The organism is Enterobacter sp. HK-058-C-ECC, from assembly GCF_047531125.1.
GTDB classification, from domain to species: domain Bacteria; phylum Pseudomonadota; class Gammaproteobacteria; order Enterobacterales; family Enterobacteriaceae; genus Enterobacter; species Enterobacter quasiroggenkampii.
In genome coordinates, this window is record NZ_JBLKCH010000004.1 from 187,338 (window position 1) to 201,059 (window position 13,722).

The following is a 13,722-nucleotide window of genomic DNA, read 5'->3' on the forward strand; positions in this document are numbered from 1 at the left end:
AGCCGTTTCAAATAGTTACAATCTACTGACCGGCCGCACGCAGAGTGCTTGATCCCCGAAAGACCCAGGTTAAAATCTCGCGGTTTTGGGACTTCTCTATAAAAATTGTGCGGGATCACGACAATGAAAAAAGTGGCATTACTGGGCTTCGGCCTGATGGTTGTATCTGCGGCGGCGAACGCCATTAGCATTAACGGCTCGGCGGGTCAGGATTATACCCACCTGGGCTTTGGCATGGGTACCGAGACATCCGGTCTGGCGATGACCGGCGGCTGGACGCATAACGATGACGACGGCGACGCGGCCAGCCTCGGCCTGGGTCTCAACGTTCCTCTTGGCCCGTTCCTGGCGACCGTCGGCGGTAAAGGTATCTATACCAACCCAAATGATGGTGATGAAGGGTATGCGGCGGCAGTGGGCGGCGGTCTGCAGTGGAAAATTGGCGACAGCTTCGGGCTGTTTGGTGAGTTCTACTACTCTCCAGATTCCCTCTCAAGCGGTATCGACAGCTATGAAGAGGCCAACGCTGGCGCACGCTGGACCATCATGCGTCCAATCACCATCGAAGCAGGCTATCGCTATCTGAACCTGGCCGGCAAAGACGGCAACCGCGATAACGCGCTGGCCGACGGTCCGTACGTGGGCGTCAGCGCAGGCTTCTAATCTCTCCGGCGCGGCATGCTGTCGCGCCAGTTTCTCTCTGCTCCACCCCGCGTTTGCGCTATAGTGTTTTGACCAAATAAGCGGGAGAACACAATGATTAACGTGGAGATGTTATCCACCGGCGACGAAGTGCTGCATGGACAAATTATTGATACCAATGCTGCCTGGCTGGCCGATCTTTTCTTTGAGCAAGGATTACCGTTAACGCGCCGCAATACGGTGGGCGACAATCTTGAGTCACTGGTCGCTGTTCTGCGCGAGCGCAGTGAACAGTGCGACGTGCTGATTGTGAACGGCGGGCTCGGCCCCACCAGTGACGATCTCAGTGCCCTGGCCGCCGCGACCGCAAAAGGCGAAGGGCTGGTGCTGCATGAGGCGTGGCTCTCGCAGATGGCGCGTTTTTTCTCCGAACGTGGCCGCGTCATGGCCCCCAGCAACCGCAAACAGGCTGAAATTCCCGCCAGTGCTGAACTGGTCGATAACCCGGTCGGTACCGCGTGTGGGTTTGCCATGCACCTGAACCGCTGTCTGATGTTCTTCACGCCGGGCGTGCCCTCAGAATTTAAAGTGATGGTCGAGCAGCAGATCCTGCCGCGCCTTCGCGATCGTTTTACCCTGCCGGAACCGCCGCTGTGCCTGCGTCTGACCACCTTTGGCCGCTCGGAAAGCGATCTGGCCCAGAGCCTCGATCACCTTCCTCTGCCGCCGGGCGTGTCCATGGGCTATCGCTCCTCCATGCCGATCATTGAACTTAAGCTGACAGGCCCGGCCGAACAGAAAGAGGCGATGCTGGCGTTGTGGCCCGAGGTGCAGCGCGTGGCGGGCGAAAGCCTGATCTTTGAAGGTACGGAAGGGTTGCCCGCGCAGATTGCGAAGCAGCTGCAGGCGCGTCAACTGAGCGTGACCTTAAGCGAGCAGTTCACCGGTGGCCTGCTGGCACTTCAGCTGTCGCGCGTCAACGCGCCGCTGCTGGCGAGCGAAGTGGTGCCGTTCCAGCAGGAGACCCTGGCGCAGACCGCCCGCTGGGCGTCCGAGAGAAGGGTGAAGCATTTTGCCGGTCTGGCGCTGTTTGTCGGCGGGCTGGATGAAGAACATCTCAACTTCGCGCTGGCGACGCCCGAGGGCACCCACGCCCTGCGGGTAAAAATGAGCATTACCCGCCACAGCCTGGCGGTGCGTCAGGAGGTGTGCGCTATGATGGCGCTGAACATGCTGCGCCGCTGGCTGAATGGCAAAGAGTTGGCCAGCGAGCACGGCTGGATTAACGTGGTTGAGTCGCTGTTCGTGGAGTAACGCCTGTGCCGGGGCCTTTCGCCCCGGCCATGTTCACCCGAGCGCCTTTGCCAGCAGCGTAATCGGATGCTCGCAGCGCTTGCTGGTGGACATCTCAATCTGCCACTTGCAGGTTTCGCAGTCCGTCACCACGATATCCGCGCCGCTCTCCTCAATTTGACGGAACAGCGGAGCGCCGATCGCCTGCGACGTTTCGTAGTTTTCACGCTTAAAGCCGTAGGTTCCCGCAATCCCGCAGCAGCGCGAGTCCAGCACCGTCAGCTCCAGCCCCGGGATTAACCGCAGCAGCTCCAGCGTATAGAGCGACCAGCCCATCTTCTCCATATGACACGGCGTGTGGTACACCACTTTCAGCGGCAATTTCCCCAGCGGCAACGTCTGCCCGCTGTCCAGCTTGCGCCACAGGAAGCGCGTTGCCAGCTCGATGTGCTCTCGCAGGCCGGTGTTGTCCACGTCCAGCAGATGCGGATACTCATCGCGTAGGGTGAAGGTACAGGTGGACGAGGTCGCCAGCACCGGTATGCCCTTGTCGACGATGGCTTCACGCAGGGAGGTGACATTGCTTTGAGCCTGACTGCGCGCTTTATCGGTAAACCCGTTAGCAATCAGCGGCACGCCGCAGCACTTCTCCTTGCTAAGCAGCTGTACGCCGGTTCCCATGGCGTTCAGCACCTTCAGCAGATCTTTACCCAGCTGCGGATGGTTGTAGTTCACATAGCAGCCGTGGAAAAAGGCCACCTGCTCGGCGTACTGCGCCTGCTCCGCCGCCACGGATTTATACCAGCGGCGGAAGGTGCCGTGAGAATATTTCGGCAGGCTGCGGTGATGGTCTATCTTCAGCGTGGCATCCAGCAGCTGGCGCACCGGTTTGAGAGAGGTCGCGGCATTCACCAGCGGGGCAAACGGCGTAGAGACGCTGCCCATCAGATCGGTGTGGCTCAGAATCGCGTCCCGCAGCGACGGCTTTTGCGTACTGTAGCGCGCCCGGGCGCGCTGGATAATATCGCCGATTTTCACATCCGACGGGCAGGCGACTTCGCAGCGTTTGCAGTTGATGCAGTATTTCAGCGCCTCATCGTACAATTTGCCGTCCTTCAGGCGCAGGCGCTCGCCGTCCGGTCCGGCCTGTTTAGGCCCGGGATAGCGTGGGTTCACGCCGCTGACCGGGCAGACGGTGGTACACACCGTGCATTTGATGCAGCTTTCAAAACGGGTGTCGTTCATTGTTCAGCCTCCGTGCGCTGGCTAATCTGCTCTGCCACATACAGCGCCGTGACGGCGCAGACGCAGCCACCGCATCCCTGGGCGATGGGATCGTATCCGCCCAGCAGCGAACCGATGGCAAAAAGAGTACTGACGGGCTTACCGGAAAGCTGAGGATGCAGGTGGTTATCGACAATCACGCCGAACTGCTGCCAGGGCTGCGGCGAGAAGAAATCACTCTGATACCAGTCCGCGCGGGAGGCTCGCTGGCGAACATCCAGGCCCATAATAGCTTCCCGAATGCCTTCCCGGCTGCTCAGCAGCCCGTTGCTGAAGAAACTGCCGCTTGCCAGCACCGTATAGCGGGCGCGAAGCGGAATATCCTCGTGGTTTCGCGTCCAGATTTCGCTTACCGCGCCGTCCACCAGGGTAATTTTCTTCACCTCATCCCCCGCCATCCACACGCCGCCCTGGGCAACAAACTGGCGCTGGAGCTGGGTGTGCAGGCGGATGCCGGGGACAGACGGGGGCAGCGTTGGCAGCAGGCCGAGCGAGCAGGGCAGACGATCCGAGAGCCAGCGCCAGAGCCGGTTGTCGCGTAAACCGAAGCAGGCGGGCATCAGCAGGGCGTCACAGTTGTCGCTAAGCGGCCTGAGGGCGTCATACAGCAACGGCCATTTCTCTTCATTATCCAGAAAACGGGCGATATTCACCGCGCGAAACTCGCTCGGGTTATCGCGCAGGACATCAAGCTCAGGCAGTTCTATCTCTGCCGTTTCGGCGTTAACGCCCTGGCGACAGAGCGACGCCGCCGCGAGATGGGGCTGGAAATCCAGAAAGCCGCTAATCCCTACCACCCGCACGCGTTCCGCGCGAATGGGGGCAACGGGCACCTCCTCCGGGCTGAGCCACGCGGAACGCAGGGTGCCGAGCGGCGTGACGCGCTGGTGATTGAGCCGGGCGCTACCCTGCAGACGTGCGCCGCAGTCCGCCAGCAGCGCTTCGGTCTCCAGCGCAAAGCGGTCAATATGCTGCGCGCCAATCAGGTGATACGGGTGTTCGGGTGGCAGTTTATCGCGGTACGCTTCGTCCACCAGATCCAGCGAGCCCGACGAGAAGTGCAGGGCGCTCTGCCCCCGGGTGATAATGGCGCAGCGCAGCCCCTGCTTCGTGAGCTTAATGCCGCAGAGCAGGCCCGCCAGCCCACCGCCGACAATCACGGTATCAAATTTCATCGTGTTGCTCCTTCTCAAGACCGCAAAGCCCCTGGTAGACCCAGCGGGTAAATTCACTTTCACGCAGGGCATCGCCCCAGGCGACAGGCTGAATACCTTTCCAGCGCTCGTTTAAAAACGCGCTGAGCTGATCGAGCGACTGGGTAGCGGTGGTGGTGTGAAAGCGCTGCAACAGCCCGGCGGCGCGACAGGCGCACAGCTCGCCCTGGCAGGTGCCCATTCCGACGCGGGTGCGGCGACGAAGATCGAGCAGGCTGGTGACCGTCAGGTTCTCCACCGCGTACTGCACCTCACCGGCGGTGACGGCTTCGCACTCGCACACCAGGCTGCGGCTTACTCGTCCTTCACCGAGCCACGGTGGCGTTCTGTCGCCGTGGCGGTACACCGCGGACCCGCGCAGCGGCGCAGGCAGAGAGATGATTTTTTGCAGCGTTTTTTCGGTGGACTGGCGCGATCCCGGCAGCGGCTGCTCTGCCGTCACGCACGGCCTGGTATTCCCCAGCTTGCGGCAGACGGCATCGGTTGCCCACTCGGCCATCAGGCGATAGGTCATCAGCTTGCCGCCGGTGATGGTGATAAACCCGTCCATGCCGTCGCGCGCGGCGTGATCGAGCAGCACGATGCCCCGGCTGACGTTACGTCCGCTCGGATCGTTGTCGCTGGCGACCAGCGGACGCACGCCCGCGTAGGCGCGCAGAATGCGCGTCTGCGCCATCACCGGCACCAGTTTATCCCCTTCGCGCAGCAGGATATCCACCTCTTCAGCGGTGACGCGGTTGTAGTCAATTTCGCTGTAGTCCACGTGGGTTGAGGTCGTCCCGATTAACGAAATGGTATCTCCCGGCACGAGGATATCGGCGTCAGACGGTTTGCGGCAGCGGTTGATCACGTGGTTATTAATGCGGTGGTCGAGGATCAGCAGCGAGCCTTTCGCCGGGAACATGCGCACCGACAGGTCAGCGTATTCCGCAATCCGTTGCCCCCAGATCCCCGCCGCGTTGACCACCACGGTGGCATACAGCTCGCTGTGCTCATTGTATTGCGCATTAAAAAGCCGCACGCCGCAGATGCGGTGGCCTTCGCGGATAAGGCCGGTCACTTCGTGCCCGGTGAGGATATGTGCGCCATGCTCCCGGGCGTCCAGCATGTTGGCGGCGGTCAGGCGGAACGGATCGACGGTGCCGTCAGGGACTTTCACCGCGCCGATAAGCGCCGGGTTAACCGACGGTTCCAGCCGCCGCGCCAGCGCCGGATCCATGGCTTCAGCCTGAATGCCCGCGGCGCTGCAGGCGGTAATAAAGGTGTCCTGAAAGGCGAGGTCATCTTCAGGAAGGGTAATAAAGAGGCCGTCGGTCGGCTCAATGCAGTGTCGGGCGATACGCTTGAGGATCTGGTTTTCAGCAATACATTCGCGTGCGGATTCCGCGTCGGTGACCGCATACCGGGCGCCGCTGTGCAGCAGGCCGTGGTTACGCCCGGTTGCGCCCGTGGCGATATCATGGCGTTCCAGAAGCGTGACGCTTAAGCCGCGAAGGGCGCAATCGCGCGCGATCCCGGCGCCGGTTGCGCCACCACCAATGATTATCACATCGCTATAACGAGGATCGTGACTGGTCATTGTTTACCCTCTATGTTCGTTTTTTATCATTTAGCCATATTAATTTTGTGGTTTGTTTGATTTCGAACATAAACGCGCGGAATTCGAAAGTGAAACGTGATTTCATGCGCTTTTTTGCGCATTCTGTCATATTTCTGTAACAATCTGTGCGTTGATTCACAGTAACAATCACCGTGATTTCTTAACATCCCCGCCTCTGGAATTCAGGTGCGAGCCACCTGCTCATTCATTTCAAGGCCACGGAGGCTGTTATGCTCAGTATCTTCAAACCTGCGCCCCACAGGGCGCGTCTGCCAGAGGCAGAAATAGATCCGCTCTATCGCCGCCTGCGTTGGCAAATCTTCCTGGGGATCTTCTTCGGGTACGCGGCGTACTACCTTGTACGTAAAAACTTCGCGCTCGCTATGCCGTATCTGGTGGAGCAGGGCTTTTCCCGCGGCGATCTGGGGTTCGCGCTGTCGGGGATCTCTATCGCCTACGGTTTTTCCAAATTCATCATGGGCTCCGTGTCGGATCGCTCGAATCCGCGCGTGTTCCTGCCCGCCGGTCTGATCCTGGCGGCCGCGGTCATGCTGTTCATGGGCTTTGTGCCGTGGGCAACCTCCAGCATTGCCATCATGTTCGTGCTGCTGTTCCTCTGCGGCTGGTTCCAGGGGATGGGGTGGCCACCGTGCGGGCGTACCATGGTGCACTGGTGGTCGCAGAAAGAGCGCGGTGGCATCGTGTCGGTGTGGAACTGCGCCCATAACGTGGGCGGCGGTATTCCGCCTCTGCTGTTCCTGCTGGGGATGGCCTGGTTCAACGACTGGCACGCGGCGCTCTACATGCCTGCCTTTGGCGCCATTCTGGTGGCGATTATTGCCTTCGCCCTGATGCGCGATACGCCGCAGTCCTGCGGTCTGCCGCCGATTGAAGAGTACAAAAACGACTATCCGGATGATTACAGCAAGGAACATGAAGAAGAGCTGACCGCAAAACAGATCTTCATGAAGTACGTGCTGCCGAACAAGCTGCTGTGGTACATCGCGGTCGCGAACGTGTTCGTTTACCTGCTGCGCTACGGCATCCTCGACTGGTCGCCAACCTACCTGAAAGAGGTGAAGCACTTCGCGCTGGATAAATCCTCCTGGGCCTATTTCCTGTATGAATATGCCGGGATCCCGGGCACGCTGCTTTGCGGCTGGATGTCGGACAAAGTATTTAAAGGTAACCGCGGTGCGACGGGCGTGTTCTTTATGACGCTGGTGACCATCGCGACGGTCGTTTACTGGCTTAACCCGCCGGGCAACCCATCAGTAGATATGGCCTGCATGATCGTCATCGGCTTCCTGATTTACGGTCCGGTGATGCTGATCGGTCTGCATGCCCTGGAGCTGGCGCCGAAAAAAGCGGCGGGCACGGCGGCGGGCTTTACCGGCCTGTTCGGCTACCTCGGCGGTTCGGTCGCGGCGAGCGCCATTGTGGGCTACACCGTTGACTTCTTCGGCTGGGACGGCGGCTTTATGGTGATGATCGGCGGTAGCGTGCTGGCGGTACTGCTGCTGATTGTTGTGATGATCGGGGAAAAACGTCACCACGCTGAAGTGCTGGCACGTCGTCAATAAGGAGCTTTGCGATGAAATTAACTCAGTTAGCGACAGGCCTGCTGATGGCGGGCCTGATGACCGGGTCCGCGCTGGCGGCGGATAAAATCGTTATTGCCCACCGCGGCGCGAGCGGCTATCTGCCGGAGCATACGCTGCCGGCGAAAGCGATGGCCTATGCGCAGGGTGCGGATTACCTGGAGCAGGATCTGGTGATGACGAAGGACGACCAGCTGGTCGTCCTGCACGATCACTATCTTGACCGCGTGACGGACGTGGCGGAGCGCTTCCCGGACCGCGCCCGCAAAGATGGCCGCTTCTACGCCATTGACTTCACGCTGGCGGAGATCCGCTCTCTGAAGTTTACCGAAGGCTTCGAGATTGAAAACGGCAAGAAGGTGCAGGTCTATCCGGGACGTTTCCCGATGGGCAAATCTGACTTCCGGATCCATACCTTCCAGGAAGAGATTGAGTTTGTTCAGGGGCTGAACCACTCAACCGGTAAAAACATCGGCATCTATCCGGAAATCAAAGCGCCGTGGTTCCACCATCAGGAAGGGAAGGACATTGCCGCGAAGACGCTGGAGGTGCTGAAACAGTACGGCTACACCAGCAAGAAGGACAAGGTCTACCTGCAGTGTTTTGATGCCGCCGAGCTGAAGCGCATCAAAACCGAGCTGGAGCCGAAGATGGGCATGAACCTCAACCTGGTGCAGCTGATTGCCTACACTGACTGGAATGAAACCCAGGAGAAACAGCCGGACGGGACGTGGGTGAACTACAACTACGACTGGATGTTTAAGCCGGGCGCGATGAAGCAGATTGCACAGTACGCCGACGGCATTGGGCCGGATTACCATATGCTGGTAGCGGAAGGCTCAACGCCGGGCCACGTGAAGCTGACGGCGATGGTGAAAGAGGCGCATGCCAGCAAGATGCAGGTGCATCCGTACACCGTGCGTGCAGACCAACTGCCGCCGTATGCCTCGGATGTGAATCAGCTTTATGAGGTGTTGTATAAGCAGGCGGGCGTGGACGGACTGTTTACGGATTTCCCGGATAAAGCGGTGAGCTTTTTGAAGGATTAACGCTGAAATTGCCGGGGGGCGGCTGCGCCTTACCCGGCCTACGAACTGCGGTTTTGTAGGTCGGGTAAGCGAAGCGCCACCCGACACATTCACATCTCGATCTCGATATCGCCTTTTGCCCGGCAGCAGCAGGGCAAAATTTCCCCTTCGTTGATAAAGGCCAGCGGTTCGGTCAGCCAGTCCACCTGGCCGGCGACCAGACGGCAGCGGCAGGAGCCGCAATAGCCTTCACGACACTGGTACTCGACCTCCACCTGATGCGCTTCAAGCGCCACCAGCAGGGAAGGGTGCTCTTCCTGGCACAGCACTTCTGTACCCGAAAGGCTCAGCGTGACGCGCGTCATCAGAGCTGGAAATCGCTCAGGTCGTCGGTGTTGACTTCAGAATCAATCTGACCGACCAGATAAGAACTCACTTCCACTTCCTGCGGCGCGACCTGCACGTTATCGGACACCAGCCAGGTGTTGATCCACGGGATAGGGTTAGAGCGCGTCTGGAACGGCAGGTCGAGACCGACAGCCTGCATGCGGATGTTGGTGATGTACTCCACGTACTGGCACAGGATGTCTTTGTTCAGGCCAATCATGGAGCCGTCACGGAACAGGTAGTCTGCCCACTCTTTCTCCTGCTGGGCCGCCAGCACGAACAGGTCGTAGCACTCCTGCTTGCACTCTTCGGCGATTGCCGCCATCTCAGGATCGTCCGTGCCGCTGCGCAGCAGGTTCAGCATGTGCTGGGTACCGGTCAGGTGCAGGGCTTCATCACGGGCAATCAGACGGATGATCTTGGCGTTGCCTTCCATCAGCTTGCGCTCGGCAAAGGCGAAGGAGCAGGCGAAGCTCACGTAGAAGCGGATCGCTTCCAGCGCGTTGACGCTCATCAGGCACAGGTACAGCTGCTTTTTCAGCGCACGCAGGTTTACGGTGATGGTTTTGCCGTCCACGTGGTGGGTGCCTTCACCCAGCAGATGCCAGTAGCTGGTCATCTCGATCAGCTCGTCGTAGTAATGAGCAATGCCTTCCGCGCGCTTCTGGATCTGCTCGTTGGTGACGATATCGTCAAACACCACCGCCGGATCGTTCACGATGTTGCGGATAATGTGGGTATAAGAGCGGGAGTGGATCGTCTCGGAGAACGCCCAGGTTTCCACCCAGGTTTCCAGCTCTGGAATCGAGATCAGCGGCAGCAGCGCCACGTTCGGGCTACGGCCCTGAATGGAGTCCAGCAGCGTCTGGTACTTCAGGTTGCTGATGAAGATATGTTTTTCGTGATCCGGCAGCGACTGGTAGTCAATACGGTCGCGGGAGACGTCCACTTCTTCCGGACGCCAGAAGAAGGAGAGTTGCTTTTCAATCAGCTTTTCGAAGATGTCATATTTTTGCTGATCGTAGCGTGCCACGTTGACCGGCTGGCCGAAGAACATCGGCTCTTTGAGCTGGTCGTTTTTCGTCTGTGAAAAGGTGGTATATGCCATTGCGGTGAGTCCTGTTGAGATTTTATTGCCCGGCGGCACTGCGTTTGCCGGGCCTACAAAACCGTAGGCCGGGTAAGCGTAGCGCCACCCGGCGAAGTGCTTAGATCTTACATGCGCCGCTTTCGCAGCCATCGTCCTGAATTGACGGAACCAGGTCGTCCTGCGCGTCTTCCGCACCATCACGGGTGTTGTGATAGTACAGCGTTTTCACGCCAAATTTGTAGGCGGTGAGCAGGTCTTTCAGCAGTTGCTGCATCGGAACCTTGCCTGACGGGAAGCGCGTCGGGTCATAGTTGGTATTGGCAGAGATCGACTGGTCGATAAACTTCTGCATGATCCCTACCAGCTGCAGGTAACCGTCGTTGTTTGGCATTTCCCACAGCAGCTCGTAGTTGTCACCCAGCGTCTCGTAATCCGGCACCACCTGACGCAGCACGCCGTCTTTCGAGGCTTTGATGCTGACGTGGCCGCGCGGTGGCTCAATGCCGTTGGTGGCGTTAGAGATCTGCGAAGAGGTCTCAGACGGCATCAGGGCAGAGAGCGTGGAGTTACGCAGGCCGTGCGTTTTAATGGACTCGCGCAGGCCTTCCCAGTCGAGATGCAGCGGCTCGCTGACGATCGCATCCAGGTCTTTCTTGTAGGTGTCGATCGGCAGAATGCCTTTCGCGTAGGTGGTTTCGTTGAACCACGGGCACGCGCCTTGCTCTTTCGCCAGCTCGTTAGAGGCTTTCATCAGGTAGTACTGAATGGCTTCAAACGTCTGGTGCGTCAGGTTGTTAGCGCTGCCGTCGGAGTAACGCTTGCCGTTTTTCGCCAGCCAGTAGGCGAAGTTGATCACGCCGATACCCAGGGTACGACGGCCCATCGCACCGCGTTTCGCTGCCGGGATTGGGTAATCCTGGTAGTCCAGCAGAGCGTCGAGGGCACGAACTGCCAGCACGGCCAGCTCTTCCAGCTCGTCCAGGCTCTTAATTGCGCCCAGGTTAAATGCGGACAGCGTACACAGCGCAATTTCACCGTTTTCGTCGTTCACGTCTTCCAGCGGTTTGGTCGGCAGGGCGATCTCCAGGCACAGGTTAGACTGGCGCACTGGCGCAACGACCGGATCAAACGGGCTGTGGGTGTTGCAGTGGTCAACGTTCTGGATGTAGATACGGCCGGTAGAGGCACGTTCCTGCATCATCAGGGAGAACAGATCGACCGCCTTCACGCGCTGCTTGCGGATGCTGTCGTCTTTTTCGTATTTGGTGTACAGACGCTCGAACTCGTCCTGATCGGCGAAGAACGCGTCATACAGGCCCGGGACGTCGGACGGGCTGAACAGGGTAATGTCTTCGCCCTTCAGCAGACGGGTGTACATCAGCTTGTTGATCTGCACGCCGTAGTCCATGTGACGTACGCGGTTGCCTTCGACACCACGGTTGTTTTTCAGAACCAGCAGGCTTTCCACTTCCAGGTGCCACATTGGGTAGAACAGGGTCGCAGCACCGCCGCGCACGCCGCCCTGAGAGCAGGATTTTACTGCCGTCTGGAAGTGCTTATAGAACGGGATACAGCCGGTGTGGAACGCTTCACCGCCGCGAATCGGGCTGCCCAGCGCACGAATGCGGCCGGCGTTGATGCCGATACCGGCGCGCTGGGAAACGTATTTCACAATGGCGCTGGAGGTGGCGTTGATGGAATCCAGGCTGTCACCGCACTCGATCAGCACGCAGGAGCTGAACTGGCGGGTAGGGGTGCGCACGCCAGACATGATTGGCGTCGGCAGAGAAATCTTGAACGTCGATACCGCATCGTAGAAACGCTTCACGTAATCCAGACGGGTATCACGCGGGTAGTTTGAGAACAGGCAGGCGGCCACCAGAATGTAGAGGAACTGGGCGCTTTCGTAGATCTCACCGGTTACACGGTTCTGAACCAGGTATTTGCCTTCGAGCTGCTTCACCGCCGCGTAGGAGAAGTTCATGTCGCGCCAGTGATCGATAAACCCGTTCATCTGCTCGAACTCTTCTTCCGTATAGTCTTCCAGCAGATGCGTGTCGTATTTGCCCAGCTCAACCATTTTCACCACGTGATCGTAAAGCTTCGGCGGCTCAAACTGGCCGTAGGCTTTTTTACGCAGGTGGAAAATCGCCAGACGTGCAGCCAGGTACTGATAATCCGGTGCTTCGCGGGAGATGAGGTCTGCCGCCGCTTTGATGATGGTTTCGTGGATATCAGACGTTTTGATGCCGTCGTAGAACTGAATATGAGAACGCAGTTCAACCTGGGAGATAGATACGTTGTTCAGTCCTTCTGCTGCCCAGTCGAGAACTCGATGGATTTTGTCCAGATTGATACGCTCGGTAGTACCGTCGCGCTTTGTCACCAGCAGACTCTGATTCATGTGGGTTTTACCTGTCCGTGAAATAAAAAATATCCCCCGCTTATCCACAGAACCGTCTTGTGACTAACTCTGTGGATAAATACTACATATAGGGGGTTTGCGATAAGAAAAACGCTATATGGTGAGTATTCTAGTATCGAATCTTTTCAGCACAAGGGTTGATTTTGACGTTAAATTGAGGTTGTGAAAGGGTAAAAAAGGCTAAGTCCTCGTACCGTAAGGCCTGGAAGACATGTCAATAATTAAGAAAAAAAATTCAAAATTTGATCGAGTGCTGATTTCTTCAACGGGAGGTCAGAATTGCGCAACATGATGTCGCGCAATCTTTATAAGAATAACGAATGACGTTAGTCGTTTTTGGCGGTTGTGTGCAACATATAGTTAACATCAACGCCCGGTGCGAGTTTGAATTTATTGGTCAGCGGATTGTAGTGCAGGCCGGTGATGTGCTGCTCCTTGAGCCACGTCTGGTCAACCCAGCTTAACAGCTCCGCCGGCTTGATGAATTTCTTCACGTCATGCGTGCCTTTCGGCACCATGCGCAGCACATACTCCGCGCCGACGACGGCCATCAGCCAGGCTTTAGCGTTGCGGTTGAGGGTTGAGAAGAAGACCTGGCCGCCCGGTTTCACCAGTTTTGCACAGGCGTGCACCACGGATTGCGGATCGGGAACGTGCTCCAGCATCTCCATGCAGGTCACCACATCGTACTGATGGGCATGTTTTGCCGCGTGTTCTTCCACGGTTTCCTGCACGTAGTCTACCTGTATGCCAGACTCCAGCGCGTGAAGACGGGCAACCTGCAGCGGTTCAAAACCCATATCCAGGCCCGTGACGTTCGCCCCTTCGCGCGCCATGCTTTCCGCCAGGATACCGCCGCCGCAGCCGACATCGAGCACTTTTTTACCGAACAGACCGCCGGAACGCTCCGCAATATAGCCCAGACGCAGCGGGTTAATACGGTGCAGCGGTTTGAACTCACCTTCGAGATCCCACCAGCGGGACGCCACCGCTTCAAATTTGGCAATCTCTTCGTGGTCAACGTTGTGAGCCACCGGGGATTTTTCGGCATTCATGGGCGCTTTTACTCCTTATTTAGCAAGACGAATGAGTATATCAGGCAATCCCTGTGAATAAAGCGTATAGGTTTACCTCAATCACCTCGGCTGTGTTATAATT

The 13,722-nt window shown here is 58.2% G+C and carries 11 protein-coding genes; 4 read left to right on the top strand and 7 right to left on the bottom strand.

Features of this window, described 5'->3' with window-relative positions:
• Positions 1–123: 123 nt before the first annotated feature.
• Positions 124–663 carry a YfaZ family outer membrane protein gene (locus ACMWJS_RS10825; RefSeq protein ID WP_414747048.1) on the top strand — a complete coding sequence of 180 codons (540 nt, stop codon included), beginning with the start codon at positions 124–126 and terminating at the stop codon, positions 661–663.
• Between the two features lie 93 nt (positions 664–756).
• On the top strand, positions 757–1,956 hold the full coding sequence (locus ACMWJS_RS10830; RefSeq protein WP_414747049.1) for a nicotinamide mononucleotide deamidase-related protein YfaY: 1,200 nt from the start codon (positions 757–759) through the stop codon (positions 1,954–1,956).
• 33 nt (positions 1,957–1,989) lie between these two features.
• Here the strand turns inward: ACMWJS_RS10830 and glpC are convergent, their stop codons facing one another.
• Genes glpC through glpA form a run of 3 tightly spaced genes read right to left on the bottom strand, consistent with a single transcriptional unit; the run spans position 1,990 to position 6,012 of the window.
• Positions 1,990–3,180: an anaerobic glycerol-3-phosphate dehydrogenase subunit GlpC gene (gene glpC / locus ACMWJS_RS10835; RefSeq protein ID WP_196351926.1), complete on the bottom strand. Its 1,191-nt coding sequence runs from the start codon at positions 3,178–3,180 to the stop codon at positions 1,990–1,992.
• A complete protein-coding gene (gene glpB, locus ACMWJS_RS10840) occupies positions 3,177–4,394 on the bottom strand; it encodes a glycerol-3-phosphate dehydrogenase subunit GlpB (RefSeq protein WP_414747050.1) in 1,218 nt (405 codons plus the stop codon). Before glpB ends, glpC begins: the two co-directional genes overlap by 4 nt.
• Positions 4,384–6,012 carry an anaerobic glycerol-3-phosphate dehydrogenase subunit A gene (gene glpA / locus ACMWJS_RS10845; protein WP_414747051.1) on the bottom strand — a complete coding sequence of 543 codons (1,629 nt, stop codon included), beginning with the start codon at positions 6,010–6,012 and terminating at the stop codon, positions 4,384–4,386. The genes glpB and glpA overlap by 11 nt, the downstream gene beginning before the upstream one ends.
• A gap of 251 nt (positions 6,013–6,263) precedes the next feature.
• On the opposite strand from glpA, the gene glpT reads away from it, so the two are divergent.
• Together glpT and glpQ are read left to right on the top strand one after the other, a co-directional pair.
• Positions 6,264–7,616 (top strand): glycerol-3-phosphate transporter, encoded by a 1,353-nt coding sequence (gene glpT, locus ACMWJS_RS10850; RefSeq protein ID WP_045354273.1) that lies wholly within the window; start codon positions 6,264–6,266, stop codon positions 7,614–7,616.
• Positions 7,617–7,627: 11 nt separating this feature from the next.
• On the top strand, positions 7,628–8,683 hold the full coding sequence (gene glpQ / locus ACMWJS_RS10855) for a glycerophosphodiester phosphodiesterase (RefSeq protein ID WP_414747052.1): 1,056 nt from the start codon (positions 7,628–7,630) through the stop codon (positions 8,681–8,683).
• A gap of 89 nt (positions 8,684–8,772) precedes the next feature.
• Here glpQ and yfaE read toward each other — a convergent pair whose 3' ends face one another.
• The 4 genes from yfaE to ubiG all read right to left on the bottom strand — a co-directional run bounded on the left by yfaE (position 8,773) and on the right by ubiG (position 13,619).
• Positions 8,773–9,027, bottom strand: coding sequence for a class I ribonucleotide reductase maintenance protein YfaE (yfaE, locus tag ACMWJS_RS10860; RefSeq protein ID WP_025757202.1), 255 nt, complete (start codon positions 9,025–9,027; stop codon positions 8,773–8,775).
• Positions 9,027–10,157: a class Ia ribonucleoside-diphosphate reductase subunit beta gene (gene nrdB, locus ACMWJS_RS10865; protein ID WP_045908711.1), complete on the bottom strand. Its 1,131-nt coding sequence runs from the start codon at positions 10,155–10,157 to the stop codon at positions 9,027–9,029. Before nrdB ends, yfaE begins: the two co-directional genes overlap by 1 nt.
• A 100-nt stretch (positions 10,158–10,257) precedes the next feature.
• Positions 10,258–12,543 carry a class 1a ribonucleoside-diphosphate reductase subunit alpha gene (gene nrdA, locus ACMWJS_RS10870; protein ID WP_045908710.1) on the bottom strand — a complete coding sequence of 762 codons (2,286 nt, stop codon included), beginning with the start codon at positions 12,541–12,543 and terminating at the stop codon, positions 10,258–10,260.
• A gap of 347 nt (positions 12,544–12,890) precedes the next feature.
• The gene (ubiG, locus tag ACMWJS_RS10875) at positions 12,891–13,619 is read right to left on the bottom strand and encodes a bifunctional 2-polyprenyl-6-hydroxyphenol methylase/3-demethylubiquinol 3-O-methyltransferase UbiG (protein ID WP_045908709.1); all 729 of its coding nucleotides are present in this window, start codon (positions 13,617–13,619) and stop codon (positions 12,891–12,893) included.
• Between the last annotated feature and the right edge of the window lie 103 nt (positions 13,620–13,722).

Bases quoted from the DNA above. Each gene is read 5' to 3' on its own strand.
- glpC (WP_196351926.1), bottom strand. From the start codon at position 3,180: ATGAACGACACCCGTTTTGAAAGCTGCATCAAATGCACGGTGTGTACC.
- ubiG (WP_045908709.1), bottom strand. From the start codon at position 13,619: ATGAATGCCGAAAAATCCCCGGTGGCTCACAACGTTGACCACGAAGAG.
- glpB (WP_414747050.1), bottom strand. From the start codon at position 4,394: ATGAAATTTGATACCGTGATTGTCGGCGGTGGGCTGGCGGGCCTGCTC.
- glpA (WP_414747051.1), bottom strand. From the start codon at position 6,012: ATGACCAGTCACGATCCTCGTTATAGCGATGTGATAATCATTGGTGGT.
- nrdA (WP_045908710.1), bottom strand. From the start codon at position 12,543: ATGAATCAGAGTCTGCTGGTGACAAAGCGCGACGGTACTACCGAGCGT.
- ACMWJS_RS10825 (WP_414747048.1), top strand. From the start codon at position 124: ATGAAAAAAGTGGCATTACTGGGCTTCGGCCTGATGGTTGTATCTGCG.
- ACMWJS_RS10830 (WP_414747049.1), top strand. From the start codon at position 757: ATGATTAACGTGGAGATGTTATCCACCGGCGACGAAGTGCTGCATGGA.
- yfaE (WP_025757202.1), bottom strand. From the start codon at position 9,027: ATGACGCGCGTCACGCTGAGCCTTTCGGGTACAGAAGTGCTGTGCCAG.
- nrdB (WP_045908711.1), bottom strand. From the start codon at position 10,157: ATGGCATATACCACCTTTTCACAGACGAAAAACGACCAGCTCAAAGAG.
- glpQ (WP_414747052.1), top strand. From the start codon at position 7,628: ATGAAATTAACTCAGTTAGCGACAGGCCTGCTGATGGCGGGCCTGATG.
- glpT (WP_045354273.1), top strand. From the start codon at position 6,264: ATGCTCAGTATCTTCAAACCTGCGCCCCACAGGGCGCGTCTGCCAGAG.